Origin of the sequence: Pectobacterium brasiliense, from assembly GCF_016950255.1 — a bacterium.
GTDB lineage: Bacteria > Pseudomonadota > Gammaproteobacteria > Enterobacterales > Enterobacteriaceae > Pectobacterium > Pectobacterium brasiliense.
This window is the reverse complement of the sequence record NZ_JACGFN010000001.1, coordinates 3,053,554-3,079,034: the sequence shown is the minus strand read 5'-3', so window position 1 is coordinate 3,079,034 and position 25,481 is coordinate 3,053,554. Positions and strand designations below refer to the sequence as shown.

Genomic DNA, 25,481 nt, shown 5'->3' with positions numbered 1-25,481 from the left:
CTCAAGCTGGCTTATTCCGCCACCATAGCAGACGACGCTTCGGCTGCTTTTCCTGCTGGCTAAAACGGGAATTAACCCCGTTCGCCAGCAGCTCCAGCGACAGGCAAAACACAAAGTAGACCAGCGCGACAAACAAGAAAACTTCCATCGGGTAGACCATGCTGCGGTTATTGACCTGCGTAGCGAGAAACGTCAGTTCGCCGACGCCAACAATGTAGGCCAGTGAGGTGTCTTTAATCAGGGAAATCCATTGGTTAATGAAAGAGGGCACCATCATCCGCAGCGCCTGCGGCAGGACAATCTGCCACAGTACCTGCCAGCGGCTTAATCCCAGCGAGAGTCCGGCCTGCCACTGACCGCGCCCAATAGCGACAATGCCCGCCTTCACGCCATGCGCGAGATACGCCGAGGCGATCAGCGCCAGCGCGCACACCACGGTCGTAATTTCAGGGATATCGACGCCAAAAACGATCGGCAGCAGGAAGTAGGTCCAGAAAATCAGCATGATGACGGGAATCGCCCGGAAGAACCCCAGCACCATCGCCAACAGCGCACTCCACCATCCCCGGGACATTGCCAGCGCCACGCCCAAAATCGTACCCAAGATGGCAGAGGCTACGCCAGCCAGCAGGCTCATCACCAGCGTCAGCGCCGCGCCACCCAGCGGACCATCTGGGAACGTACCCCACATCAAATAGTCGATGTTATCGGTGATAACGGTAAAATCCATCTTAATGCCTCTCAGCCAGACTACGCTGCTGACGCCACATGCCCCAGCCTTCCATCACCGCAATAATCACGATGTACAACACCGTCGCTACACCAAATGCCTGAAACGTGCGCAAGGTTTCCGTCTCCACCTGACGCGATGCGTAGGACAATTCAGCGACGCCAATCGCCATCGTCAACGACGAGTTCTTAACGATATTCATGTACTGCCCAAGTAGCGGTGGCAGGGCGATTTTTAGCGCCTGCGGCAATACCACATAACGCATGGATTGCCAGCCGGTTAACCCCAGAGCATGCGCCGCGTACTTCTGCCCGCGTGCTACACCGCGAACACCGGAACGGATTTCCTCCGCAATAAACGCGCTGGAGTAGAGCGTCAGCCCTGCCAGGCCTGCCAGAAACTCAAAAGAAGGCCACGCTAACGTCGTGCCCAACAGGGAAAGAGCATGCGGGGTGTTCAACCATTGCATCATCGCTGAGGGAAAGAGTTGCCCGGCCCCGAAATACCAGAAAAACAGCTGCACCAGCAGCGGCGTATTACGAAATAGCGAGCTATAGGCCACCACAACGCCGCGCAGCACACGAATCTGGCTGTCTCTGGCCGCCGCCAACAGAAAGCCCAGCACCGTAGACAGAACGATCGTACTCAGGGAAATACCCAGCGTGATCAGGAAACCGTGCCACAGCCAGAGGAGGTATTGAGGAGCCAACAGCCACGATTCAAGCGATTGCAGCGCCGTATCCATGCGTTTTATCTCTCTTTGTCATTATTACGAAGTACAAATAGAAATGCCCTCTGCATTGTATTGCAGAGGGCTGGGATCATAGCATCAGGCGTCAGCTATCAGGATTTAGGTTGTTGATCCAACGGGGCAAAGGTGAAATCGCCGCGCGGCTGGGATGACTTCGTACTCGGCCCAAACCAGCGATCGTAAATCGTCTTCGCTTCACCCTGTTTTTCCAGATTAATCAGCGTGTCGTTAATTTTCGCCGTCAGACGCTCTTCGCCCTTCGGAATTCCAACACCCTGATACTCTTTGGTAATGCTGAACGGAGAGATTTCAAACTCAGCCTTCTGCGCATCGGGCACGTTAGCCAGCAGGCCGACCAGCTTGGCATCGTCCTGCGTGATGGCCTGAACGTTGCCGTTACGCAGCGCGGCGAAAGCCAGCGGCGTATCGTCGTAGGAAATCACTTTGGCCGTCGGATAATGCTCGCGCAGGGTAATTTCCTGCACGGTGCCTTTATCCGCGCCAATACGCAGCGTTTTGATGTCTTCCGGCGTTTTCAGCACGCCTTTACGGGCGATGAATTTTTGCCCGGTCGCGAAGTAAGGGATACTAAAGTTAACCTGCTTGGCACGCTCATCGGTAATGGTGAAGTTCGCGGCGATCAGATCGACTTTCTGCGAGCTTAACAAAGGAATACGGTTCGCTGGGTTGGTCGCGCGCAGCTCCACCTTTACGCCCAACGCCTTACCAATCGCCTCGGCGATATCTACGTCATAACCCACCAGCTTTTTGCTCTGCGGATCGACATAGCCAAACGGCGGATTGCTGTCGAAGACGGCAATTTTCACCACGCCCGCCTTCTGAATATCATCTAATTTATCGGCCTGTGCAGCACCAGAAACGGAAGCCAACCCGGCCAATAAAGTCACTGTCAAAATCTGCTTTTTCATTCCCTGCCCCTTAATTATTGCTGTATTAACCGCAGGCTATCAGCAGGGCGAAAACGCGGGAAATAACATAAATAGCTATAATATAACCTTATGTTACTTCGGTATTCTGGCAGATTATCCTGATTCAGGTACGGCTAGGTAGATTGATGGAAAGCGGCGGACTACCGGCGAGTACGTCATTAATCTGGCAGGCTACCTCATCAAAGAGCGCATAGCGTCGGCGATATTCTGCCCTCTTGCGGCTGGGTATGTCCTGTTCAGACTTTCTCGCAAGCGATAACGGAAGCGCAATGTTGCCATCAGGCCGCAGTTGACCGCCATGAGCGAAAAGGAACGCATTGTAGTCGGCCAGAAAAACATGGCGTTTCTTACTGCGATAGCGCCAGTGTTTATAGATATGCGTTTCGTTACTGACCACGATAACGTGCGCCAAATTAAGGTTACAGGCCAGGTTAATCAGGCCTTCCAGAAGAATACGTTTGGGAAACAGACTATGGCAATCTCGCGTCGCGCCCTGGATAACCTGATGCGGCGTTTGTGCATCCGGTCCCTGAATCCCACCGACAAACAGGCTCATTTCCCCTTCAATGCGCAGGATGGAGAACGTCATCTGTGCCAACACGTGCTTGCTGTTCTCAAGCTGTAGGGAGAGCTCACCTTCCTTACACATTTGATCGTTAGTCATCAGGCGAAGCGTGTAATTTTCACCGCTTTTTCCCTGAAAACTGGCCAGCACGTTACCGCCCCCGTTCTGGCTATATAACAAACGCTGGCGGTGTAACGGCAACGTTCGAATAAAGCGGTAATGATCCATTAAGGCCGTACAGGTTTTATGTGCCGGTAGCGACGCCATCAGGTATGGGCGCTGGAGCTTACTGTACAGCTCATTTCCGTCACGTTGAAAAATATCCTGTACGGGATAATCGACGATAAAACTGAGCCATTTCATGGTCAGCAGCGGGTGAAGCATCACTCGGGATGTATATTTCATACGCCACTGGAGGCTCTCCCAGCGCCGATCCGGCTTGTGTTTACCCGTTGCCAATGCCAGCAACAGGGAAAATGCGGCCCGAAACTGGGTTTTCGTATTGCCAAGTGATTGTGTAGAAGTAATGTCCATGAATGTCACCATGATTAAGATGACGAAATCGTAGCGGGACATTCATCAATGAAACTAAAATCGCGACGCCGAAAAAACGGCGTTCTCTTATTCGTTGAGGATTAATTTAAGATTAGCGCTCGCCTGTATTCCTGATGCCATCAGCGTGGCGTCGCTTTCCCCCGGACAGCACTAACCAGGTCATCATCCCCCCGATCAGTCCCCAAAACGCCGCACCGATTCCCCATAGCGTTAATCCGGAGGCGGTGATCAGGAAAGTGACCACTGCGGCATCGCGCTGTTGTTCATCCAGCAAAGCGCGATACAGGCTGCCCGAAATGGTGCTGAGCAGCGCCAAACCGGCGATAGCGTGAATCAGCGGCTGCGGTAGCGCCGTGAAAAGCTGTCCGATCGATCCGCCAAAAACGCCCGCCAGCAGATAAAAGCCACCGGCAGCGATGGCGGCAAGATAGCGTTTCTTCGGATCGGGATGCACATCCGGTCCCATACAGATCGCGGCGGTAATCGCGGCGATACATACGGAAAAACCACCGAACGGCGTCAAAATCAGCGCGATTAATGCCGTAACGGTAATCAGCGGTGAGATAGGAACCTGATAGCCCGCCGCTTTCAGCGTGGCAACGCCCGGTGCGTTTTGTGATGCCATGGTGACAATGAAGAATGGAATGCCAACGCCCAGCAAAGACGCCCACGAAAAATGCGGTGTAATGAGTTCCGGTACAGCGAACACCAGCGGCGAATCAGAAACCGCAATTTGCCCACGAAATAGGGCCAACAGCAGGCCAGCAAGCAGCGTCAGTACAATGGCAAAGCGCGGCAGCAGCCGACGGCTGAGCAAATAGGTCACGCACATCGCAAAAGCCAGCCAGAAATCCTGTTGCAGGGAAAGAAAGGCATCCGCGCCAAAACGCAGCAAAATCCCCGCCAGCATCGCGGCAGAAATAGCCTGCGGAATCACATTCATCAGACGGGCAAAAAGACCGGTGATCCCGCAGATAAAAATAAGCGCGGAGGCAAACAGGAACACGCCGATCGCCTCATTGAGCGATGTACCCGGCAGGCTGGTGACCAACAGCGCTGCCCCCGGCGTTGACCAAGCCGCCAGTATCGGCGCACGGTAGTATAGCGACAGGCTAATCGACGCCAGCCCTTGGGCAATCCCCAACATGCTTAACCAGCCTCCGATCTGCATCGCACTGGCCCCTGCCGCTTCCGCTGCCTGAAAAATGATGGCGGCTGAACTGGTGTAGCCTACCAGCACCGCAACAAAACCGGCGATGAGGGTCGAAAAGGTGACATCTTTTAGCGCAAATGACGCAGGCATGGTATACCTTCACTCTTGTCGTGCGTTATAACGCACAGAAAGCATTAACATAACATCGTGCGCTATAACGCACAATAAGGAGCTAATATTGATGTCTGATGAGCTAACCCGCCGTATTGGCAATACGTTGAAAACGTTAAGACAAGAGAAAGGCTGGAGCCTCACACGGGCGGCAGAAGAGACGGGCGTGAGCAAAGCAATGCTCGGCCAGATCGAGCGCGGTGAATCCAGCCCGACGGTCGCCACGCTGTGGAAAATTGCGACCGGCATGAATGTGGCGTTTTCCACCTTTATCGAACCGACGCTCGCGGATGAAGACGTGACCTATCGCTCGGGTGCGGGGTCGTCATTCAAGGAAAACGAAGCGGGAATGCACGTGGTTCCCCTCTTCCCCTTCGACGAAAAACTGCGTTTTGATATGTTGGTTATTGAACTGGAGGCGGGTGCCAGCAGCACCTCATCGGCGCATGAAAGCGGGGTGATCGAGCATATTATTGTGCTGGAGGGACAACTGGAGATGACTGTTGATGGGCAGACGCATGTATTGTCCGCTGGGGATGCTCTACGCTTTGCTGCCGACAGAGACCACCGCTACCACAACCCTGCCGGCACCATGGTGCGCTTCCACGATTTGATTCACTATCCTGATAAAAAATAACGCCCTGCGAGCAGGGCGTTATCACGATGAGCACAAAAACTAGCTTACTCTTCCGCTTTATCTTTCTGCGCCAACAGCTTTTCCAGCGCATCGCCGCCGAGGTGGCGGAAATCCTGACCTTTGACGAAGTAGAAGATAAATTCGCAGATATTCTGGCAACGGTCACCGATACGCTCGATAGAACGGGCGCAGAACAACGCAGTCAGTACACTAGGGATAGTACGAGGATCTTCCATCATGTGAGTCATCAGTTGACGCACAATCCCTTCGTACTCTTTATCCACTTTTTTGTCTTCGCGATAAATACGAATCGCTTCGTCCAGATCCATGCGGGCAAACGCATCCAGCACGTCATGCAGCATCTGCACGGTGTGGCGTCCTAATGACTCCAGACTCACCAGCAGCGGCTGATGCTGATGGGAGAATTTCTCCAGCGCGGTGCGACAGATTTTATCCGCTACGTCACCGATACGTTCCAGCTCGGAGATGGTTTTGATGATCGCCATCACCAGACGCAGATCGCTGGCGGTAGGCTGACGCTTCGCAATAATGCGCACGCAGGCCTCATCAATCGCCACTTCCATCAGGTTAACTTTGGCATCGCCTTCAATAACCTGCTGAGCCAGCTCCGCATCCTGATTATGCATCGCGGTAATCGCGTCACTCAGCTGTTGTTCCACCAGCCCGCCCATGGTCAGGACCTGCGTGCGGATGTGTTCCAGTTCGGCGTTAAACTGACCGGAAATGTGTTTGTTCAGATTCAGATTATCCATGATGCTTCCTAATCAACCGTAACGGCCGGTGATGTAATCTTCAGTCTGTTTCTGCCGTGGGGCAGTAAACAGGGTATCAGTATCGCTGAACTCGATCAGCTCACCCAAATACATAAACGCCGTATGATCTGAACAACGCGCCGCCTGCTGCATGTTGTGCGTCACGATGACCACGGTGTAGTCTTTTTTCAGCTCGGAGATCAGCTCTTCAATACGGCCGGTAGAAATCGGGTCGAGCGCAGAGCACGGTTCATCCAGCAGCAGGACATCCGGGCGAATCGCGATACCGCGCGCAATGCATAAACGCTGCTGTTGACCACCGGACAGGCTATAGCCGCTCTGGTGCAGTTTATCTTTCGTCTCTTGCCACAGCGCGGCTTTAGTCAACGCCCACTGGACACGCTCATCCATATCGGCACGAGAGAGTTTTTCAAACAGGCGCACACCAAACGCGATGTTATCGTAAATGGACATCGGGAACGGCGTCGGTTTCTGGAATACCATGCCGACTTTGGCGCGCAGCAGCGCGATATCTTGCTTATCCGTCAGGATGTTATTGCCATCCAGCAGGATATCGCCTTCGGCGCGCTGCTCAGGATAGAGCTGATACATTTTGTTCAGCGTACGCAGCAGTGTGGATTTACCACAGCCGGACGGGCCGATAAACGCGGTAACCTGATTGGCGGCAATATCCAGCGTAATGTTTTTCAACGCGTGGAATTTTCCGTAATAGAAATTCAGATCGCGTACCTGGATTTTGTTGGATGTCTCAGTAGCCATACTCATCAAGACTTCTCTCTTTTTCCTGGCGCTGCCTGGCAGCACCTTGAATTTATTTAATGTTTCTCAGAAAACGACTATTTCTTAGCGAATTAGTGCTTCTTGGCAGAGAAAATAACGCGCGCCAGAATATTCAGCAGCAGCACACACAGCGTAATCAGCAGTACACCCGCCCAGGCCAGCTGTTGCCACTCCACAAACGGGCTCATGGCAAACTTAAATATGGTGACCGGCAGGTTAGCAATCGGATGCATCAGATCCGTGCTCCAGAACTGATTCGACAGCGACGTAAACAGCAGCGGTGCGGTTTCCCCGGCAATACGCGCGATAGCCAGCAGCACCCCAGTGATGATGCCCGATACCGATGCCTTCAGCGTAATCGCAGAAATCATTTTCCATTTCGGCGTACCCAGCGCATAAGCCGCTTCACGCAGGCTATCCGGCACCAGTTTTAGCATGTTCTCAGTGGTACGAATCACAATCGGCACCTGCAACAGCGCCAGCGCAATCACACCCGCCCAGCCGGAGAAGTGCTGCATCTTTGCTACGACGAGCGTGTAGACAAACAGACCCACCACAATCGACGGTGCTGACAGCAGAATGTCGTTGATGAAACGAATCACTTCGGCAATCCAGGATTTACGACCGTATTCCGCCAGATAGATGCCCGCCATAATCCCCAGCGGCGTCCCCAGCAGCGTTGCCCACAGAATCAGCAATCCACTCCCGACGATGGCATTCGCCAACCCGCCACCCGCCGTATTGGGCGGCGGCGTCATTTCGGTAAATAACGCCAGAGACATGCCATCCACGCCTCGGGTCACGGTCGAAAACAGAATCCAGACCAGCCAGAACAGGCCAAATGCCATCGTGGACATGGATAAGAACAGCGCAATGCGGTTTTTCTGGCGACGCCAGGCCTGCATTTTACGCCGCGAGCGTGCCAGTGCGGCTTCTTGCTCTATGCCTAATGTAGCCATTAGCGCGCTCCCTCATTTTTTGCCAGACGCATAACCATCAGCTTTGAACACGCCAGAACAATAAAGGTAATCACAAACAGAATCAGCCCCAGCTCCATCAGCGCCGCCGTGTGCAGACCGGATTCCGCTTCGGCGAATTCGTTCGCCAGCGCAGAGGTAATACTGTTGCCAGGCATATATAGCGACGCGCTGTCGAGCTGGTAGGTGTTACCGATGATAAAGGTGACCGCCATGGTTTCCCCCAGCGCGCGACCCAGTCCCAACATCACCCCGCCGATCACGCCGTTTTTGGTGTAAGGCAGCACAATGCGCCAGATGACTTCCCACGTCGTACAGCCGATGCCGTAGGCGGACTCTTTCATCATCACCGGCGTTTGCTCAAACACATCACGCATCACCGCCGCAATGTACGGGATAATCATGATGGCCAAAATGACGCCGGCCGCCAGAATACCGATCCCGAACGCCGGGCCGGAGAACAGTGCGCCAACAATAGGAATACCAGACAGGACGTTGCCTACCGGCTGTTGGAAGTATTCGGCAAACAGCGGAGCGAAAATGAACAGCCCCCACATGCCGTAAACAATACTTGGTATGGCCGCCAGCAATTCAATCGCCACGCCAAGCGGACGCTTCAACCAGGCTGGTGCCAGTTCTGTCAGAAATAGCGCAATACCGAAGCTAATCGGAATCGCAATAATCAGTGCAATCAGTGAGGTAACGATGGTGCCGTAAATCGGAACCAGTGCACCAAACTGCTCTGCGGGCGCATCCCATTCTTTCGTCCACAAGAAGGCAAAACCGAACTTCTCGATGCTAGGCCAGGACGCCACAATCAGGGAAACAATGATGCCACCCAATAACAGTAGCGTGACCAGCGCCGCCAGTTTTACCAGCGTGCTGAAGAGGATATCGCCATACTTTCCCGGGGCTTTGATAGTTGGCTTGTACTCCGCCATACGTCTCTCTTCTCGTTTTAACTACATTTGATAAGCTATTGAAGGCAGAGAGGTTACTATCACCTCTCCGCCCCGATACGACTTGTTATTCCACTACGTATTTCCCAGAACCTGACAGCCTCATCATGCTCCGGTTATCAACACGATGTGTCGATACAATAATTAGTACAGTGCTTTACCGCTGCTGTCTTTTACCTGCGTTTTCCAGGCAGCACGGATTTGCTCAACCACTTCATTCGGGAGGGTAGCGTAATCCAGCGCAGTAGCCTGCTCGCCGCCTTTCTTGAACGCCCAGTCGAAGAATTTCAACACTTCAGCGCCCTGCTCAGGTTTTTCCTGTTTGGTATGAACCAGAATGAACGTCGTTGAGGTGATCGGCCATGCATCAGCGCCTTTCTGGTTGGTCAGATCCTGAGCGAAAGACTTGCTCCAGTCGATTTCTTTAGCCGCGTTGCTGAAGCTCTGCTCAGTCGGGCTAACCGCTTTGCCATCGGCAGAAATCAGTTTGGTGTAAGCCAGATTGTTCTGCTTGGCATACGCATATTCTACGTAACCGATAGAACCAGGCAGACGCTGTACGAACGCGGCGATACCATCGTTACCTTTACCGCCCAGACCGGTCGGCCAGTTCACAGTAGAACCTGAACCAATCTTCTCTTTCCACTCTGGGTTCACTTTTGCCAGATAGCTGGTGAATACGAAAGACGTACCAGAACCGTCAGCACGACGAACCACAGCGATGTCCTGATCCGGCAGTTTGGCATTCGGGTTCAGTTTAGTGATCGCTGGGTCGTTCCATTTTTTGATTTTGCCCAGGTAGATATCACCCAGCGTTTTACCATCCAGCGTCAATTCGCCAGATTTGATACCAGGAACGTTCACTGCCAGCACCACGCCACCGATAACGGTTGGGAACTGGAATAAACCATCCTGTGCTAATTTGTCGTCAGCCAGAGGGGCGTCAGAAGCACCGAAATCGACTGTTTTAGCGATAATCTGTTTTACACCACCAGAAGAACCGATGCCTTGATAGTTAACTTTATTACCGGTTTCTTTTTGATAGGAGTCAGCCCATTTGGCATAAACAGGCGCAGGGAATGTCGCACCGGCACCGGTGAGGTTAGCAGCAGCTAAAGCAGAAAATGCCGTCAGAGAAAAGGTTGCCGCAACAACACTGGCAAGAGTGGTACGCATCAGTTTCATAATCCCTCCTGTGGGATAATCGACGTGTCGACATGGAGCCGTTATCAATCAGAGTTATCAAATCAGAGTGTAGTTCGCAGGAGGAAAAATAGGACAGTTTGGTGACAGTAAAATGTACGCAATATGACAGTTTTATGACAATGGCGCAGGATGCAGGAAAATTCAAGCATCACCAGCCAGAACAGGCGTTCTGACTGGTGCAGGAGATCGGTCAGTGAGTCTGGCTATGGCTAAGTAATTTGTAAATCGTATCAGGCTTATAGCTATCGCCCTGATAATAAATCGCCCAGTCGGTTACTCGCGATATATCAACGGAATACACGCCACCTTCCTGCATATCCTCAACGTAGAACGGATGATTGATTAAGGTTCCCGTCACTACCGTGTCGTCGATTTTTTCGGGTATAAACCACATGTGCTCGCGCTCTTCCCCCTCTTCGCCATGAGGAATGCCAAACTTCACCATAAAGCGCCATTCACTTTCGACAGGTTTAGGTGCTTTTTTTAGTAGCTTAGCTAAAAAACCCGGCTTAGCTGGTTCGTCACTCACGTGGTAGTTTTTAAACATGTTGACGAAATAGCGCCAGCGCAGCTGTGCCTTACGTGACATTTCTGCCGTTTCTGCATTCGTGCGCCAGAACATGATGGCGTTCTGCTCATCAAACCCTTTGAAGAACGTTTGCAGTACCGGATTTTCTTCGTTGGTACGAAACAGCATACAGGAAGGCTCCTGATGCACGTCATCCCGATCGGCACGATCGCCCAGAAACACGCCTTCCGGCGTCCCTTCCAGATCGTAGCGCATGTCTTCCAAAGGTCGCAGTTGGTCAATCGGCGTGGATTGATTCACATGCCGCAGCCCTTCTTCAAACGGCAACGCCACCAGATATTCATAGCCGCTGTCCGTTTGCCCGCACAGAATCGGTTCGTTAAAGGTAATTTGCTGATTTTGAATGGCATTATTAACAAAACTTCTGAATAAATCCGGGATGCCATAATACGAACTGAGCGTCTCTGGAATGACTAATTCAGCCTCTGTCAGGCCGCATCGTGCCAGACCATGCGAGTGAAACCAGAAGGTCGTTGGCGGATCGTTCTCGGTGTCATACACGGCATGAATGGTATACAGCGATTCAATTTCCGGTAGGACATCATCTTCCAACTGAAAATTCAGCCATTCACGGGTAAACACGTTACCAGCCGCGGAAATATCGATGCCCAGGAGAAAATCCGGTACCACAGCGCTTAATAAACGAAGCTGATGAACGTAGTCTTCCAGCGGATTTGGCCCAAAAATACACTCAACCATCACTTCCTGCGTCGCCGCATTAGCCTGCGCCAGCAGCTCGGGTGAAATCGGGTCGGTTGAATGTATCGGCGTGATGCTATTCTCGGGATCACGCTCCGATACCTCAAGATAAAAGGTTAGCTCGCGATCGTGATGACGACAGGTATAAAAGAATCCGCCCTGTCCCTGCTCGGTATAGCTTACTTCACCATCGGTGAAAAATGACTGCGCCTCTAGCAGGCTTTCCAGCAGCGGATAGTTCATCTCTCGTGAGGAAAAGGCCACCATCGTTGAAGGTACTTTTTCCCCCTTCCCTTCCGCGATATCCAGGTATTGTTGTTTGTTATTCATCATGAACCCGTTAACGTTCTCAATCCATTATTGCCAACGACGGAAAATCAGCGACGTATTGATGCCGCCAAAGGCGAAGTTATTAGACTGGATATAATCCGTCTCAATATGGCGTGGCTCACCCATGATGTAATCCAGCTCGCCACAGTCTTCTGCAGGTTGCCGTAAATTAAGCGTCGGTGCAAACCAACCTTCACGCATCATTTCAATACTCATCCACGCTTCAAGCGCCCCACAGGCACCCAGCGTATGGCCGAAGTAGCTTTTTAGCGACGAAATCGGTGTGGATTTACCGAACACGGCGGCGGTAGCCTGACTCTCCGCGACATCGCCCCGATCGGTTGCGGTACCGTGTGCGCTGATATACCCCACATCGCCAGATTGCAAACCCGCACAGCGCAGCGATCCTTCAATACAAATCTGCATGGTTTCACGCTGAGGTTGCGTAATATGTGCCGCATCACAGTTGGTGTAAAACCCAACCAGTTCGGCATAAATCGTCGCCCCACGCGCAACGGCATGTTCCAGCTCTTCAAGCACTAGCGTACCCGCCCCTTCGCCGATAACCAGACCGTCACGGCTGGTGTCAAAAGGCGACGGCGTCGTTTCCGGCGCGTCGTTGCGTTGGCTGGTGGCAAACAGCGTATCAAACACGGCGGCTTCTGACGGGCACAGTTCTTCCGCACCGCCCGCCACCATGACCGTCTGATAGCCATGACGAATCGCTTCCCAGGCGTAGCCAATCGCCTGACTCCCCGACGTACAGGCGCTGGACGTCGGAATAACACGGCCGCGCAGGCCGAAAAACAGGCCCGCATTCACCGCGGTGGTATGCGGCATCATCTGCACATAGGTCGTACCGGTAATATTATTGGTGTGCTTTTCGGTCAGCATGGTGGCGAATTCGCTCACCGGCCCTGTGCTGCCCGTTGAGGAACCGTAAGCAATGCCGGTTTCTCCATTAGTCAGCACCGGATGACCAATCAATCCCGCCTGTTCCAGCGCCAGCTCGGTTGCTCGGGTTGCCATCAGAGACACGCGCCCCATCGAGCGGATGCGTTTACGCGTGTAGTGTTCTGGCAAACTGAAATGATCAATCGGCGAACCCAGCTGCGTATTCAGGCCATCATAAATCTGCCATTCGGGCATCTTACGTATCGCATTACGACCCGCACGCAACCCGTCAGAGACACTTTCCCAGGACTCACCGAACGCGGTGACACCGCCCATTCCTGTTACCACGACACGACGCATCACAGCATCCCTCCATTAATAGAAATGACCTGACGCGTGACATAACTCGCGATATCAGACATAAGATAACTCGCCAGCCCGGCGACTTCTTCCGCCTGCCCCATGCGTTTCATGGGAATCATCTTCATGGCTTCTTCAACGGCTACCGGCTCCATTTGAATCATGCCGGTATCAATCAAACCGGGAGCAATGCAGTTAACGGTGATTTTTCGCTTCGCCAGTTCAATAGCCAGCGCTTTCGTTGCGCCGATAATGCCCGCTTTTGCGGCACTGTAGTTGACCTGCCCCCGATTCCCCATGATCCCGGAAACCGAAGACAGCGTGATAATGCGTCCGCCTTTACGCAGACCGATCATCGGCATCACACAGGGATGAATCACGTTATAGAAACTATCGAGATTGGTGTGAATGACGCTATCCCACGCCTGCTCGTCGAGGGCGGGAAAAGCGCCGTCACAGGTGATACCCGCATTACTGACCACGCCATAATAGGCACCGTTCGCCTCAATATCCTGTTCGATCACGGTACGACACGTTTCCCGATCGGCGATATCGAAACTGACGATACGACCGGAACCGCTTTGCGCCGTAATCTGGCGTAAGGTTTCCTGCGCCCCGTTTTCATCACTGTGATAATGCACCACCACGGTAAAACCATCCGCCGCCAGACGCAGCGCAATAGCTCGCCCAATCCCTTTACTGGCACCGGTCACTAACACAGAGCGCGTCATGCTTGTTTTCCCGGTTGTCATAGTCGTTCTTCCGGTTGTCATAGTTGCTTTCCCTGTTCTAAAAGTGCTGATAACTCATGTTCGTCAGGCTGATAGGTGTTCAACCGGCCAGAGGCATACGTCTCCCCGGCTATCGCGATCTCACCCTCAAAGCTACCAATTTTATCGTCACGCATCAGCAGCGTAACGGTCACATCAAGTAGGGAGCCGGCAGGAAAATTATCCTGCTTGCAGCGATAACCCCGCCCGCCCAGCAACATGCCAGGACGCGGCTTCTCTTGCAGCCCGCTGATTTGACGCCCGTGCCAGCCAGACCAGACCCCGATCGTTTGAGCAATAATTTCGATACCAAACCAGGCTGGCAGATGCCCCTGAGCATTCAGAAACGGTGCCAAAATACTCTCGCGGCTGACCGCTACACGACAGTGTGCGTGTTCATCATCAACATGGACTACCTCATCCACCAGCACCATTGGGGATGAATGGGGCAGATAACAGGCCGCAGCCAGATACTCACTCATGAGTCGTCCCCAGAATCAGACACGTATTATTGCCGCCAAACGCAAAAGAGTTAGACAGAATGACCGGTTTGCTCAGCGGAGCAGGCACATTGAGCAAGCCGCATGATGGCAGTGAGGCATCGGGGTGACTGCATGAGAAATCCTGCGCAGGCAAAGGAAGATCCCGCGTGAGAAGCAGCCAGCAGATCGCGGCTTCACTGATCCCCGCAGCTCCCAGCGTATGGCCGGTAAGATGCTTCGTTGAGCTGCAAGGCACGCGATCGCCAAACACAGCGTGAACCACGCTGGCTTCAATCTGGTCATTCAGGCGCGTGGCAGTACCGTGTAAATTGATATACCCCACGTCCTCAGGCTGCAATCCCGCTTGCGACAACGCCATATTTATCGCGCGAATCGCCCCTTCACCTTCCGGGTGCGGTGCCGACATATGGTGAGCATCAGACGACTCCCCGACGCCCAATATCGCCACGCGATCGGGCTGCCGCCCAATCAGCATAAGCGCCACGCCTTCGCCGATGGTAATCCCGTTACGTTCTTCGCTGAACGGCTGGCAGCGCGTTGCAGAGAGCGACTCAAGGCTGTCGAAGCCATTTAGCGGCATACGGCTCAGCGTATCCGCGCCGCCGACGATAGCGACATCCACCAGCCTGGCATCAATCAATCGCTTACCGCTGATCAGCGCTCTGGCGCTGGAAGAGCAAGCGGTTGATATCGTGTAAGCAGGTCCATTTAACGCCAGATAAGCGGCCAGAAACCGGGAAGGATCGCCAAGTTCCTGCTGCGCATAGTGATAAGTGGGACGATTTTCGCTGACATACCGATCGGCTTCATCCAATCCTGAGGTACTGGTGCCCAGAATCACCGCTACCCGCTCGGGGCCAAACTGCGCGATAGCCGCGTCCACCTGAGGTCGAATTTGTTCCAGAGCGGCCAGCAAAAGCTGGTTATTACGGCTGTTATGCGCCGCCAACTCTACCGGAATAACCGGTAATTCCGCATCCACATTTCCTGTCCAACAGGGCTTGTCATGCAGTAGCCATTCGGTATCAGGGCGCATGCCCGGCGCATGACCGCTGGCAAGGTTGCCGGCAATCTCATCCAGATTATTGCCCAGCGCATTCAGCGCCCCGACGGCGTTAATGTAAATCATGCTAGCTATCCAGATGTTGAATCACGATGTGATAACCAAAGACAAATTGCTGAACGCTCATCGGCACGCGCTGGTTATTCCGCGTCATATAGCGAATTTCTGTAATCAGCGTGCCGCGATCGTCACGCAGCTGTCTCTTGTCATCGCTATCTTTCAGCGTCCAACCGGCTGGCAGCTGCGTCTGCCACACGGCAATCGGCCAATGGCTCAGCATAATATCCGCCAGTACCTGACTGGCTGGTGGCAACTGCGGCAGGACGATGGACTGTTCCGTATGCACACCCTGCGCATCATAGGTGACCTTAAACAGACGAATACCGATAGAGGAAAGTCCGACCAGTGAAAGCTGCTTATCATCGGCACTCAACATCACCAGCAGCGATTGCTGCTTACCGTCAAAGGTTCCCGTCAGCAGTTGCTGCTCGTTGACCGATGGCGTAATAGCGGGAGCGGGTAGCGTGACTTTCACACCCGGCTTGAGCCACGCCTGTGGGCGACTATCATCATGCTGTTTGCTGGCACAGCTGCTGAGCAGCAGCACGCCAATAAGCAGAAGCCCACGTCGCAATAATGTCATTTTCGTTTCCCTTTTGAATCAGGCAACGCCAGAGGCGCCAGCAAGAAGGCGATAAAAATACCGCTACAAAGCACAATTCCGAAGCTGCTAATGGCCTGAGTGCTGCTGAAAACCAGCATACCCAGCGTCAGCATGGCGACGCACATCGCCAGCGTCACTGCCAGCAGCGAAGTCATCGGCGTACCGCGTGGGTTGCTGAAAAACAGCGTGTAATTGATGCCGATCCCCAGCACCAGAACCAGCGCCAGCAATGAGAACAGGTTCAGCGAATGACCGCTCAACGCCAGCACCGCCAGTCCGCCGCCTAGCGACAGCACCGACGGCACCACATTGATGATGCCACGACGCAGCCCAAGACGGATCACGTAGCTCAGCGCAATCACGACCAGCGCAGCCCCCAGCAACCATCCCAGCATGGCGCGATAGAAACCGAACAGGGCATCGAATGTCCCTTTTCTGTCGATCCACTCCACGCCCGGCAGCGTTTTAGCCATCTGTCCCAGCGCAGCGCTATCGCTCACGCCGCTGACCGGAACCAGAACACCGCTTTTCCCATTGGATAACGTCAGCCATAGTAGCCGCCACCCTTCACTGATCGGGCTATCGAGCCAGCGCTCCGGCGTGACCGGCATCGGTCGCACATCCGGCATGACCACATCAACGCCCGTGTCTTTAAGCCGCTCGATAACCGCAGGCGCGGCCGATGCAATAAGCTGACTATCGCGCTGTTGCTGAGCCTGAGAAGAAAGCGGCAGCAGCCGGTACTGCTTTAGCCACGCCTGTTGCTGCGCGTCACGCAGTTTAGGTGAGAGCTGTTCCAGACGCAGCAGTGTCTCTTCTGCGCTGTCGCCGTAGACCACGAACCAGGTTTGATCGGCGCTCTGCCCCGTTAATGCCGTCAACTGCCGCTCTTGTTGCATCAAATCCTGCGGCAGCGCCTGTAGCTGGGAGATATCATCATTGACCTCCAGTCGCAGCAGCCCCACGACAGAAAGCACCAGCAGCGCCAGTGGGATCCCCAAACGCACGGCACGCTGACGCCGCCACGCGGCCAGCCAGCGTCCCATTAGCACCATCGCGGGAACGGGCCTTACAGGAAGCCCCTTAACCAGAAAAGGATACCAGCACACCACGGTCAGACAGGAAGCTGTCAGCCCGGTTGCGGCGAACACCGCCAGTTGCTGTAGACCGGGGAACGGAGCCAGCGCCATGATCAAGTAGGCCACCACCGCCGTACCCAGCGCGAGCAAAAGCGCAGGCAGCACCTTTTTCAGGCTTTCCAGCGCCGAGACATGGCCGCCGTGCACCATCCGTTCGGTCAAATAATAGAGCGTATAATCCGCGGAGATCCCGACAATGCTGATGCTCATCACCAGCGTCATCAAATGCAGTTCACCGAACAGCAGCAGGGTAAAGACCGTGCCTGCCAGCGCGCCAATGCCCACCGATAATCCACATAGCAACAGCGGGCGCGGTGAACGAAACACAAAGAAGATCAGCAGCAGAACGCCCGCCACGGTGGCGACGCCGAGAGTAGAGACGTCCTGCCTGGCCTGTTGGCTGGCGTAGTTGCTGAACAGTACCGTCCCACGAGTGAGCACCTCGGCATCAGGGAATGCAGCCTTGAGATCGCGCTCAAGGACACCGAGTTTATCAACCAACTGCTGGTTACGCGCCATGTCAAATGAGCCAGTGCTAAGCTCACCGTGCAGGAAATACCAGGTGCGGCCTTGCGTATCTTTTGCCGTTAACCAGCCTTGAGACAGCCCCAACTGGCTGGCATTTTGCTGCAACGCCAGTTGCGATCCGCGCACCAGCATCAAAGGGTCGTGATTTAACTCCTTGCCGCTCACGCCGGCAAACGCGGAATAAAGCTGTGCCAGCACCCAGTCGGCCTGCGCCGCGCCGCCATTCTCCAGCCGCGCACGCGTGACGGGATCGACCAGACCATTGCGATGTTCAAAAACGAATTTCCCCCATCGCTGCTGCTGTTCGGCATCAATCGGGCCATTAACCTGCTGTAGATCGGGAAGCGCACGCAGATGCTTGAGCCACCAGTCCGCTACTTCGGGCCCCGCCTGCACACTCGGCGTCACCATCCACACCATCTGCCGATCGAGGCGCTGCATAAAGCCTTGCTGTAGCTCAGGAGGAAGTGCGCCCATCGACTGCTTGGGCAACAGCGCCAATACGCTACTGTTGATCTGTGCCTTCGGCAACAGCAGCGCCAGCGCGGCAATCAACGCGACACAGCAGCCAATCCAAACCCGCGCCGCGCGACGAATGCCGTCAGAAAACGAAACGCTGTTGCTCATCATCGCTCAACATCCGGGGTTCGATCCGCTGATTGCTCAGCGTAATTCTGGTCATATCGCCTTGGCGGTCATCCAGCGCAATGCCGTCAAGAAACTCACCGCCGTTCAGCGTAATCGTGTTGAACAGTTTATCTAGCGGCGACGTTTTAGGCGTCAGCACCAGTCTCCATTGCTGCTTACCGAGATCGGTAAAATCGATGGAAAAATTCTGCTCTAATACGAGGCGATCGGCCTGAAACAAGGCGCGTAACAGGTGGTTAAACTGAAACATCTGCGGATTGCTTTCCGCCGTAACAATCTGCGGCGCTTGCCCGTTCATTACCTGAACCATACGCGTTTCATCCAACACCATCGTCAACGGAAACGGCGTGGCCTGATGCCACCACAGCCCTTTGTCCTGCGCGATCAGCAGTTGTCCGCCGGATTTCAGCGGCTTTGCCATGCCTTTTATTTCACGCAGTTGGGTGAAATCAGCCCGCACAACAGGCTGGCTACTGAACCGCTGTTGTAAATCATCCAGCGTAACGGCCTGCGCCACACCGCTCAACAGCACAAGAACCGCGACAATCAGTCGTATCATGGTGTCACTCCAAGGCGCTCAAACAAAATAGGAGGGGAAACAAAACTCAGCTCGCGACATCCTTCCTGTACCGCGACCTGAATCGTATAGCCAGTCGTGGCACGTTGGCCGCTTTCGGCATCGAAAATCTGGTAGGCGATGCGCAAACGATTCTCGACTTCCTCGATAGTGGCGCGAATGCGTATACGCTGCTCGTAAGTCAGCGCCGCACGGTATTTCACCCGCGTATCGACCACAGGCCACACATAGCCAGAGGCCTGCATTTCGCGATAGCCATAGTTAAATTTGCTCAGCAGCGCCTCACGCGCCACTTCGAAAAAACGAAAATAGTTACCATGCCACACCACGCCCATCGGGTCGCAGTCATGGAAAGACACCGTTAGTTCAACTTCATGGCTTAAGCGAGAATCGTTTAGCACCCTTACTCCTTTTTCCCAGCAGCCTGGCCGTCATCATCAGGCAGGCTCCAGAAATCAAAAAAATTAAACCAGTCGAGCGGGGATTTCAGCGCATAGTGCGCCAGCCGTTCGGCGTAGCGATCGACGACCTGCTGTAAGGCCTGCTGTCGGGTTGGACGCGGTAACGCAATGCTCTCAGCAAAGGATTCACAGTAGACGCGCAGCTTTTTCTGCTCGCGAATGACAAACATCAGCAGTACGGGGCAACGCAGCGCCGCCGCCAGAATAAAAGGCCCTTGGGGAAAAGGCGCTTCTTTTCCCAAAAACGGGCTCCACACCACACGTCGCACACCGCCGCGCTGACGATTGACCGCCGTGCGATCGCCGACAATCGCCACCCATTCACCGGCATCCAGCTTTTCTTGCAGCATGATGGCGGTATCCGGCCCGATGTCGCTGACGGGGATCAGGTTCACACCGGCCTGCGGGGCAATCTCTTCCAGCACCTGCTTAAAACGCTGGGAGTTTTCAGTAAACACCAGCGCGTTTATCACCAGCCCGCTCACCTTCTGCGCAAGCGCCCGGCACACCTCAATATCACCGAGGTGTGAAGCCAGAATCAGCTGCCCTTTTTGTCTGCTGTGTTCAATGGTTTCGCGCGCGCCGGGGGCAAAATCAATATCGCGGCCCCAGTGTAGATCGCCACGCCAGCTGGCGATTTTATCCAGCATCGCCTGACCAAAACGGAGAAAATGGTGATAGCTGTTAAGCGGTTTAGGCAGCGGAATACCGTGCTGACGCGCATAATCCCCGACTTGCCGTAGCCATGACTGAGACGCCTGACGCGCGGTACGGCCCGTCAGCCAGTAAAACGCAATCACAGGCCAGAGAAACAGCGTAAATACCCCGCGACCTAACCGCTGATAGACCGCCAGCATGAACCGCATACCGAGCAGCCCTTTGCGTTCAGACACGCCAGCCCAGTGTTGCTGACGTTGCCGCATTAGCAGCACGGGAATGCGCGGAAGCATGCCGAAAAACAGGCGGGTATGCATCCAGGAAATTCGCAGGTTATCGTGCAGCGCATCAAAATGAGACAGGCCGTTTTCTGGATACGTCACCGCCGTTTCAATAAAGCGGCTGGGCGTTCCCGCCCAATACAGACGCACCATAATTTCCGTATCAAAATCCATACGGCGACCGAGAGACTTTCGGGAGAGAAGCGAGACCGTGGCAGCAACCGGATAGACACGGAAGCCGCACATGCTGTCCTTGATGGAGAGGGATAGCGTTTCAATCCAGACCCAAACATGGGTGACATAGCGCCCGTAAAGGCGTGATTTCGGTACAGAGGCATCGTAACGCGGTCGCCCGGAAATCAGACAATGCGGGTGCGTTTTAGCCTCATCTAACAAAAGCGGTGCATCCTCAATCTGATGCTGCCCGTCGGCATCAACCTGTAAAGCATGGCTAAAGCCAGCCTGCGCTGCGGCTTCGAGACCACGAATCACCGCCGCACCTTTACCGCTGTTGTGCGCCAACCGAATCAGCGTCACACCGTCATTTTCCGCGGCCAGCTGCGTGAGAACGTGTTGCGTTGCCGCATCGCTTCCATCATCAACAATAAAAACGGGCAGCGCTAACGGTGCCAAACGCGCCAGCACCGATGCCATCATGGCACCGTGGTTATAACAAGGGATCACCACGCAGGGCGAGAATGCGCCATTTACTGACATGAGCTAGCTTCCCTCATCGGCGTGAGCTTTATTTTCCCGCTGCTGGCCGTGCGCTCAGTCTCGCCATCCAGAATGGTGTAGCTAAAAGTCAGCTGTTGCTTTCCGGCATTCCAGGTCAGCACCAGACGCAGGGTTTTGCCGGGCAAAATCGGCTGCTGGAATTTAATGTTCTCGATGGACAAAAACGTCCATCCTTGCGCCAGCACCGTCGTTGCGTAATGCATGACCCAATCCAGCTGTGCCACGCCCGGCAACAACGGCTGACCCGTAAAGTGTCCCTTGAACCAGAACAGTTCAGGCTCAGCCTGTAGCATCAATTCAACCTGAGACGTTTCATCCGTCTTTTTTACATCGTGCCGGGCAAGCTCAACGGGCAACATGAAACAATTCCTGTATCTGCGGCCAGGCACGTTTACTCTGGCTGTTGTGGGGAATAACGTCGACGATGCGCCAGAAACGCGGCATCGCTAACGGCTCCAGCCATTTTTGCAATTCATGCCGCCATTGGCGTTTCAAATTCGGTAAGTCATCGGCCTTATCGGGAGTAGTCAACACCAGCACCACGCCAATGCCGCTCCGCTCCGGGCGCGTCACCTGGAGCGCAACCACATCAGCAATGTCGGGCAGATCGAGTAAACGCCGTTCTATCTCACTTAACGAAATACGTTTATCTTCGATCTTCACTACGCGGTCATGTCGACCACACAGCTGAAAATGCCCCGCGTCATCAAACGCCAGTCGATCATCCAGCTTGTGCCCCAGAGCATGTGGAATCAGCGCCGACTGCGCCCACCAATTATCTTGTTCATCGCGCCGCAGTGACACGCCGGGGAACAGCTGCCACGGCACGGTATCCGTCTCACGCGAGCGCCATGCTAAAACGCCCGTTTCTGTACTGCCGTATATCTCATTGATCGGCTGCCTAAACCACGCTGCTGCCGCCTCAGCATGCAGCCAGGGCAAGGTTCCCCCCGCAGAAACGATCAACGAACACGAAAGAGCTGGGAGCGCACGATCGATGCGACGTAGGAATGCCGGACTACTGATAAACACGTAACGCCGCTGGCGATGTTGTGAAGTAAGCTGTTCGGTATAAAGCAGTTGGCGGCTGTCAAAGCGCAGCCCCAGCGCCATCGGCAGCCAGACACGAAACGTCAGGCCATATAAGTGCTGGTGGGTAACGGAAGCGATCACATCGCAGCCTTGTAAACGTGAGCCCCAGCGATCCGCCAGCCAACGTGACTCTTCATCCAGACAGCGTACCGGTTTAACAATCTGACGAGGCTTGCCGGTGGAACCTGACGTGAATAACACAACGCAGGCATCATCCGGTATGGTGGGCAGCACGTCATCCGCGACGCTCTCCATCTCTGCCGTCAGAGCAAACACCGGACAATCCAGATGCAGGGACACATCAGTCAACACTCCGTCAAACTCATCCGCCTGTTCTTCTAATACGGATTGGCGACAGTGGCCGGGGATGACCGGGGTTTTTCCCGCATGCAGAGCAGCCAAAAGCCCGATAGTGAAGCGGTAGCTGTCTTCAAAACACAGCGCCCAGCGCGTCTCATGTCGCAGGCTTAGCTGCTGACAAAGTGCAACTACCTGTGCTTTCAACGACCCCAGCGTGAACGTACTGGCACCATTACTGGCAACAATGCGCTGAGGGGAATCATGTCCCGCCAGCCAGTCCTTGACGGCGCGGACAGTCGACCCGTTCATACGCGCTTCCTCAGACGCTGGCGTATCAACCACTCTCCCCCCATCAACAACCCCATAAGCACATAGCTGATCACGCCGTTCCATAACGTCCACCAATGAAGATTGCCGACAAGACAGGTCAGCACGGCGATACTGCCGTTAAAAATAAAGAACCAACACCAGACTTTCGTCACGCGACGCGTATAGGAAATAGCCTGAGCAGGGAGTTCCGGTTCCCGAAGGCGGGCAAGGCGCTCAACAAGCGGCATGCCGCTATAGAGCGAGCCACCAAACAGCATCAACATGACGCTATTTACCGCAACGGGATACCACAGCAGCCAACCGCCATCGCGCAGTAATAAACTGGCAACGGAAAGCGCAACCCCAGCCGCAGCCAGCCATAGCGCCGTCCCTTTAAATGCATTGTTTGCATCACGCAACGTAGCGAAACGAAGAACAAACATCAGCGCCAATACCGCGAGTAGCCAGCGATGCTCAGGGTGTGTGATGCTAAACCAGGCCAGAAAAGGCCAGGCGAGCGTCATTAAGATGTTCAGACTACTTATCAGCACACGCATCACTTGGCGAACTCATCAACCTTCACGGAGCAGGCTTTCTACCGCATCAACCACGTCCTGCACGGTACGCACAGATTTAAAAATTTCCGGCGATATTTTTCGCCCGATGCGTTTTTGCAGGTGAACCACCATATCCACCGCATCAATGCTATCTAGCTCAAGATCTTCATAGAGGCGGGATTCAGGTTTGATATCATCAGCATCCAGTTCAAACAGCTTGACCAGTAAGCCTGTAATTTCCTGATAAATTTCGTTTTTATCCATCATCAACTCATTTTATTTTACTATCAGGCACTCACGGCGCGCTGAGTGTTGATAAAAGCTGCAAGGGTTGCAACGGAAAAGAAGTGTTGGCGTACCTCTTCACTTTCCGCAGAAAGCACGACGCCATAACGGTTTTTTACCGCTAATCCCAGCTCAAGCGCATCGATAGAATCCAGACCCAGGCCTTCGCCAAAAAGCGGGGCGTCCGTTTCTATTTCATCAACGCTGATATCTTCAAGATTAAGAGAGTCGATAATCATCTCTTTGATTTCAACAAACAGATTTTCCATACGTATTTCCAAATGGTGATCAGCTTTCTGGTGTTAAAGATTGCTGCAAAAGGCGATTCAAACGGCGAGCCGCCAAGGATCGCGCCTCTTCAGGCGCCATAAAAGTGTCGTTATTAATGCGTTCACGTACGCTCACTGTGAAACACGGTTTTTCAGACGGAATGTGATACCAGCGACTTTGTTTTCCCAATGTTTTTTGACTACAGCGAATATGTACAACCCGTAAATCACATCCGCAACGCACCGCAATATTTGCGGCACCGCGTTGCAGAACCAGGGGTTCGCCATAACGCGTACGTGTGCCTTCAGGAAAAATAATGATCGCATCACCGTTATCAAGCCGTCGCTGACAGTCCGGCAATAGCGCATCAGACTGGCTGTTAAGCAGGTAATCCGCAGCACGAATGACGCCGCGGAAAAACAGGTTTTTCTGTAAATCAGCCTTAACCAGACAGTCGGCATCTGGCATGACGGATGCCAGCAAAACATAGTCAATTAACGTCGGGTGATTGGCGACAATCAAACAGCTGCGATCGCGCTGTAAGGTTTCGATACCGTCAATGCGGTAATCCAGCACCCCTAATCTGCGGGCACTGCATAAAAAAAATCGGAAGCTGGCGGAAATGCTGCGACGAGCCAGTTGGCGGCGGCGAGTAGTATCACGCTGAATCAGTAACAACACATTGAACCACACCAGAGAAAGCAGTAAACCGCCAACGCCAAACATGGCAAAACACACGCTGGTCATCATTAATCGCCACAAACGATTCAGACGAGCAGAAGAACGAAGCACCAGCGATGACTCAGACATCCTTTCTCTCCCACGCCCAGTCAACGCGTTCACCTGGTAGGGAAAAACTCGGCTTATCAGCAAGAAAATCCTGCAAGAACAACAGGCTTTGTGGTGAATCGCTGCTGTGAGATTGCGTCTGAGGTCGCGATTCACACACCATGTCATCACCATCCCCTAACAATAGGGCGACGGCGTAGGGGTAACGAGGCATCTCTGCCGAAACATGTGGGTGGTAGAAATCAGGGATCGCGCCATCAAAATCAACCAATAGAATATTGCGGTATCCCGCAGCCTGTAACGCCTTCGCTTCAATAAGGCCTTGCTGGAAAGAATCCATCCCTGCGGCAATCGACGTAGAAACCAGCGGGGCTTTCGCCGTAATAGTCAGGCTTCCTACTGCCGCATTGTGTACCGACATCGCAAAATCAGTAGGAGAAATATTCTCATTTTCTGACAGCGCCTTCAGGATACTCAGGTTGCGTTCCAGCTCGCCGTGGCGCGAGGTGAAGACAATGGCATCCACCGACTGGCGACGCAGTAACGCTAACCCGCTATCGACCGCCAAACGGCTCCCTTGATTAAGGCGACGAGCCATCATCATCGGTAAATGTCGACATTTATCCAAAGGTTGCTCGGCGTTGATCGCAGCGGACACCCGCGACCAATTCAGCCAATCGTCCGCGCTGCTGAGGCCCGGCGCGCTGGCCTGCCAATCAATGATTGAAAATGCTAATCTCATACTGCCTT

At 53.9% G+C, this 25,481-nt stretch carries 28 protein-coding genes; 1 reads left to right on the top strand and 27 read right to left on the bottom strand.

The features are described from left to right. Nucleotide 1: 1 nt before the first annotated feature. From H4F65_RS13685 to H4F65_RS13665, 5 genes are all read right to left on the bottom strand, one after another. Nucleotides 2-730: an amino acid ABC transporter permease gene (locus H4F65_RS13685; protein WP_039281355.1), complete on the bottom strand. Its 729-nt coding sequence runs from the start codon at nt 728-730 to the stop codon at nt 2-4. Nucleotide 731: 1 nt separating this feature from the next. After that, complete coding sequence (locus H4F65_RS13680) at nt 732-1,475, bottom strand: amino acid ABC transporter permease (protein WP_010681431.1); 744 nt, start codon at nt 1,473-1,475, stop codon at nt 732-734. A gap of 98 nt (nt 1,476-1,573) precedes the next feature. After that, complete coding sequence (locus H4F65_RS13675; protein ID WP_010681432.1) at nt 1,574-2,410, bottom strand: ABC transporter substrate-binding protein; 837 nt, start codon at nt 2,408-2,410, stop codon at nt 1,574-1,576. Nucleotides 2,411-2,534: 124 nt separating this feature from the next. After that, nucleotides 2,535-3,530: a VirK/YbjX family protein gene (locus H4F65_RS13670; RefSeq protein WP_010681433.1), complete on the bottom strand. Its 996-nt coding sequence runs from the start codon at nt 3,528-3,530 to the stop codon at nt 2,535-2,537. Nucleotides 3,531-3,642: 112 nt separating this feature from the next. Then, the gene (locus tag H4F65_RS13665; RefSeq protein WP_010681434.1) at nt 3,643-4,854 is read right to left on the bottom strand and encodes a benzoate/H(+) symporter BenE family transporter; all 1,212 of its coding nucleotides are present in this window, start codon (nt 4,852-4,854) and stop codon (nt 3,643-3,645) included. A gap of 91 nt (nt 4,855-4,945) precedes the next feature. Here H4F65_RS13665 and H4F65_RS13660 point away from each other — a divergent pair, with 91 nt between their 5' ends. Then, nucleotides 4,946-5,512: a helix-turn-helix domain-containing protein gene (locus tag H4F65_RS13660; RefSeq protein WP_010681435.1), complete on the top strand. Its 567-nt coding sequence runs from the start codon at nt 4,946-4,948 to the stop codon at nt 5,510-5,512. A gap of 44 nt (nt 5,513-5,556) precedes the next feature. Here H4F65_RS13660 and phoU read toward each other — a convergent pair whose 3' ends face one another. The 22 genes from phoU to H4F65_RS13550 form a co-directional block, all read right to left on the bottom strand. After that, nucleotides 5,557-6,285, bottom strand: a complete 729-nt coding sequence (gene phoU, locus H4F65_RS13655; RefSeq protein ID WP_010681436.1) for a phosphate signaling complex protein PhoU — start codon at nt 6,283-6,285, stop codon at nt 5,557-5,559. Nucleotides 6,286-6,297: 12 nt separating this feature from the next. Continuing rightward, complete coding sequence (gene pstB / locus H4F65_RS13650) at nt 6,298-7,071, bottom strand: phosphate ABC transporter ATP-binding protein PstB (protein ID WP_010681437.1); 774 nt, start codon at nt 7,069-7,071, stop codon at nt 6,298-6,300. 86 nt (nt 7,072-7,157) lie between these two features. After that, nucleotides 7,158-8,045, bottom strand: a complete 888-nt coding sequence (pstA, locus tag H4F65_RS13645; RefSeq protein ID WP_010681438.1) for a phosphate ABC transporter permease PstA — start codon at nt 8,043-8,045, stop codon at nt 7,158-7,160. Continuing rightward, a complete protein-coding gene (gene pstC / locus H4F65_RS13640; protein WP_010681439.1) occupies nt 8,045-9,004 on the bottom strand; it encodes a phosphate ABC transporter permease PstC in 960 nt (319 codons plus the stop codon). The genes pstA and pstC overlap by 1 nt, the downstream gene beginning before the upstream one ends. A gap of 162 nt (nt 9,005-9,166) precedes the next feature. Continuing rightward, nucleotides 9,167-10,207 (bottom strand): phosphate ABC transporter substrate-binding protein PstS, encoded by a 1,041-nt coding sequence (gene pstS / locus H4F65_RS13635; RefSeq protein ID WP_010681440.1) that lies wholly within the window; start codon nt 10,205-10,207, stop codon nt 9,167-9,169. 211 nt (nt 10,208-10,418) lie between these two features. Beyond that, nucleotides 10,419-11,846 carry a DUF4026 domain-containing protein gene (locus H4F65_RS13630; RefSeq protein WP_039320213.1) on the bottom strand — a complete coding sequence of 476 codons (1,428 nt, stop codon included), beginning with the start codon at nt 11,844-11,846 and terminating at the stop codon, nt 10,419-10,421. A gap of 27 nt (nt 11,847-11,873) precedes the next feature. Further along, nucleotides 11,874-13,100 carry a beta-ketoacyl-ACP synthase gene (locus tag H4F65_RS13625; protein ID WP_010681442.1) on the bottom strand — a complete coding sequence of 409 codons (1,227 nt, stop codon included), beginning with the start codon at nt 13,098-13,100 and terminating at the stop codon, nt 11,874-11,876. Continuing rightward, nucleotides 13,100-13,831: a 3-ketoacyl-ACP reductase FabG2 gene (locus H4F65_RS13620; protein WP_010681443.1), complete on the bottom strand. Its 732-nt coding sequence runs from the start codon at nt 13,829-13,831 to the stop codon at nt 13,100-13,102. Before H4F65_RS13620 ends, H4F65_RS13625 begins: the two co-directional genes overlap by 1 nt. 38 nt (nt 13,832-13,869) lie before the next feature. Further along, on the bottom strand, nt 13,870-14,352 hold the full coding sequence (locus H4F65_RS13615; protein WP_010681444.1) for a hotdog family protein: 483 nt from the start codon (nt 14,350-14,352) through the stop codon (nt 13,870-13,872). Beyond that, nucleotides 14,345-15,502, bottom strand: a complete 1,158-nt coding sequence (locus H4F65_RS13610; protein ID WP_010681445.1) for a beta-ketoacyl-[acyl-carrier-protein] synthase family protein — start codon at nt 15,500-15,502, stop codon at nt 14,345-14,347. The genes H4F65_RS13615 and H4F65_RS13610 overlap by 8 nt, the downstream gene beginning before the upstream one ends. A 1-nt stretch (nt 15,503) precedes the next feature. After that, nucleotides 15,504-16,079: a DUF3261 domain-containing protein gene (locus tag H4F65_RS13605; protein ID WP_010681446.1), complete on the bottom strand. Its 576-nt coding sequence runs from the start codon at nt 16,077-16,079 to the stop codon at nt 15,504-15,506. Then, the gene (locus H4F65_RS13600) at nt 16,076-18,397 is read right to left on the bottom strand and encodes an MMPL family transporter (RefSeq protein WP_010681447.1); all 2,322 of its coding nucleotides are present in this window, start codon (nt 18,395-18,397) and stop codon (nt 16,076-16,078) included. The genes H4F65_RS13605 and H4F65_RS13600 overlap by 4 nt, the downstream gene beginning before the upstream one ends. Further along, nucleotides 18,369-18,974, bottom strand: a complete 606-nt coding sequence (locus H4F65_RS13595) for a LolA family protein (RefSeq protein ID WP_010681448.1) — start codon at nt 18,972-18,974, stop codon at nt 18,369-18,371. The genes H4F65_RS13600 and H4F65_RS13595 overlap by 29 nt, the downstream gene beginning before the upstream one ends. After that, a complete protein-coding gene (locus H4F65_RS13590) occupies nt 18,971-19,393 on the bottom strand; it encodes an acyl-CoA thioesterase (RefSeq protein WP_010681449.1) in 423 nt (140 codons plus the stop codon). Before H4F65_RS13590 ends, H4F65_RS13595 begins: the two co-directional genes overlap by 4 nt. A gap of 2 nt (nt 19,394-19,395) precedes the next feature. Beyond that, entirely contained in the window at nt 19,396-21,108 is a 1,713-nt protein-coding gene (locus H4F65_RS13585; RefSeq protein ID WP_010681450.1) for a glycosyltransferase family 2 protein, read from the bottom strand. Further along, nucleotides 21,099-21,488: an ApeI family dehydratase gene (locus H4F65_RS13580; RefSeq protein WP_010681451.1), complete on the bottom strand. Its 390-nt coding sequence runs from the start codon at nt 21,486-21,488 to the stop codon at nt 21,099-21,101. The genes H4F65_RS13585 and H4F65_RS13580 overlap by 10 nt, the downstream gene beginning before the upstream one ends. Beyond that, nucleotides 21,475-22,830 (bottom strand): AMP-binding protein, encoded by a 1,356-nt coding sequence (locus tag H4F65_RS13575; RefSeq protein ID WP_010681452.1) that lies wholly within the window; start codon nt 22,828-22,830, stop codon nt 21,475-21,477. The genes H4F65_RS13580 and H4F65_RS13575 overlap by 14 nt, the downstream gene beginning before the upstream one ends. Continuing rightward, on the bottom strand, nt 22,827-23,387 hold the full coding sequence (locus H4F65_RS13570; protein WP_010681453.1) for a COG4648 family protein: 561 nt from the start codon (nt 23,385-23,387) through the stop codon (nt 22,827-22,829). The genes H4F65_RS13575 and H4F65_RS13570 overlap by 4 nt, the downstream gene beginning before the upstream one ends. A 15-nt stretch (nt 23,388-23,402) precedes the next feature. Beyond that, the gene (locus H4F65_RS13565; RefSeq protein ID WP_010681454.1) at nt 23,403-23,651 is read right to left on the bottom strand and encodes an acyl carrier protein; all 249 of its coding nucleotides are present in this window, start codon (nt 23,649-23,651) and stop codon (nt 23,403-23,405) included. Between the two features lie 23 nt (nt 23,652-23,674). After that, nucleotides 23,675-23,941, bottom strand: coding sequence for a phosphopantetheine-binding protein (locus H4F65_RS13560; RefSeq protein ID WP_010681455.1), 267 nt, complete (start codon nt 23,939-23,941; stop codon nt 23,675-23,677). A gap of 19 nt (nt 23,942-23,960) precedes the next feature. Then, a complete protein-coding gene (locus H4F65_RS13555) occupies nt 23,961-24,752 on the bottom strand; it encodes a lysophospholipid acyltransferase family protein (RefSeq protein WP_010681456.1) in 792 nt (263 codons plus the stop codon). Next, nucleotides 24,745-25,473, bottom strand: coding sequence for a beta-ketoacyl synthase chain length factor (locus H4F65_RS13550; protein ID WP_010681457.1), 729 nt, complete (start codon nt 25,471-25,473; stop codon nt 24,745-24,747). Before H4F65_RS13550 ends, H4F65_RS13555 begins: the two co-directional genes overlap by 8 nt. Nucleotides 25,474-25,481: the final 8 nt, after the last annotated feature.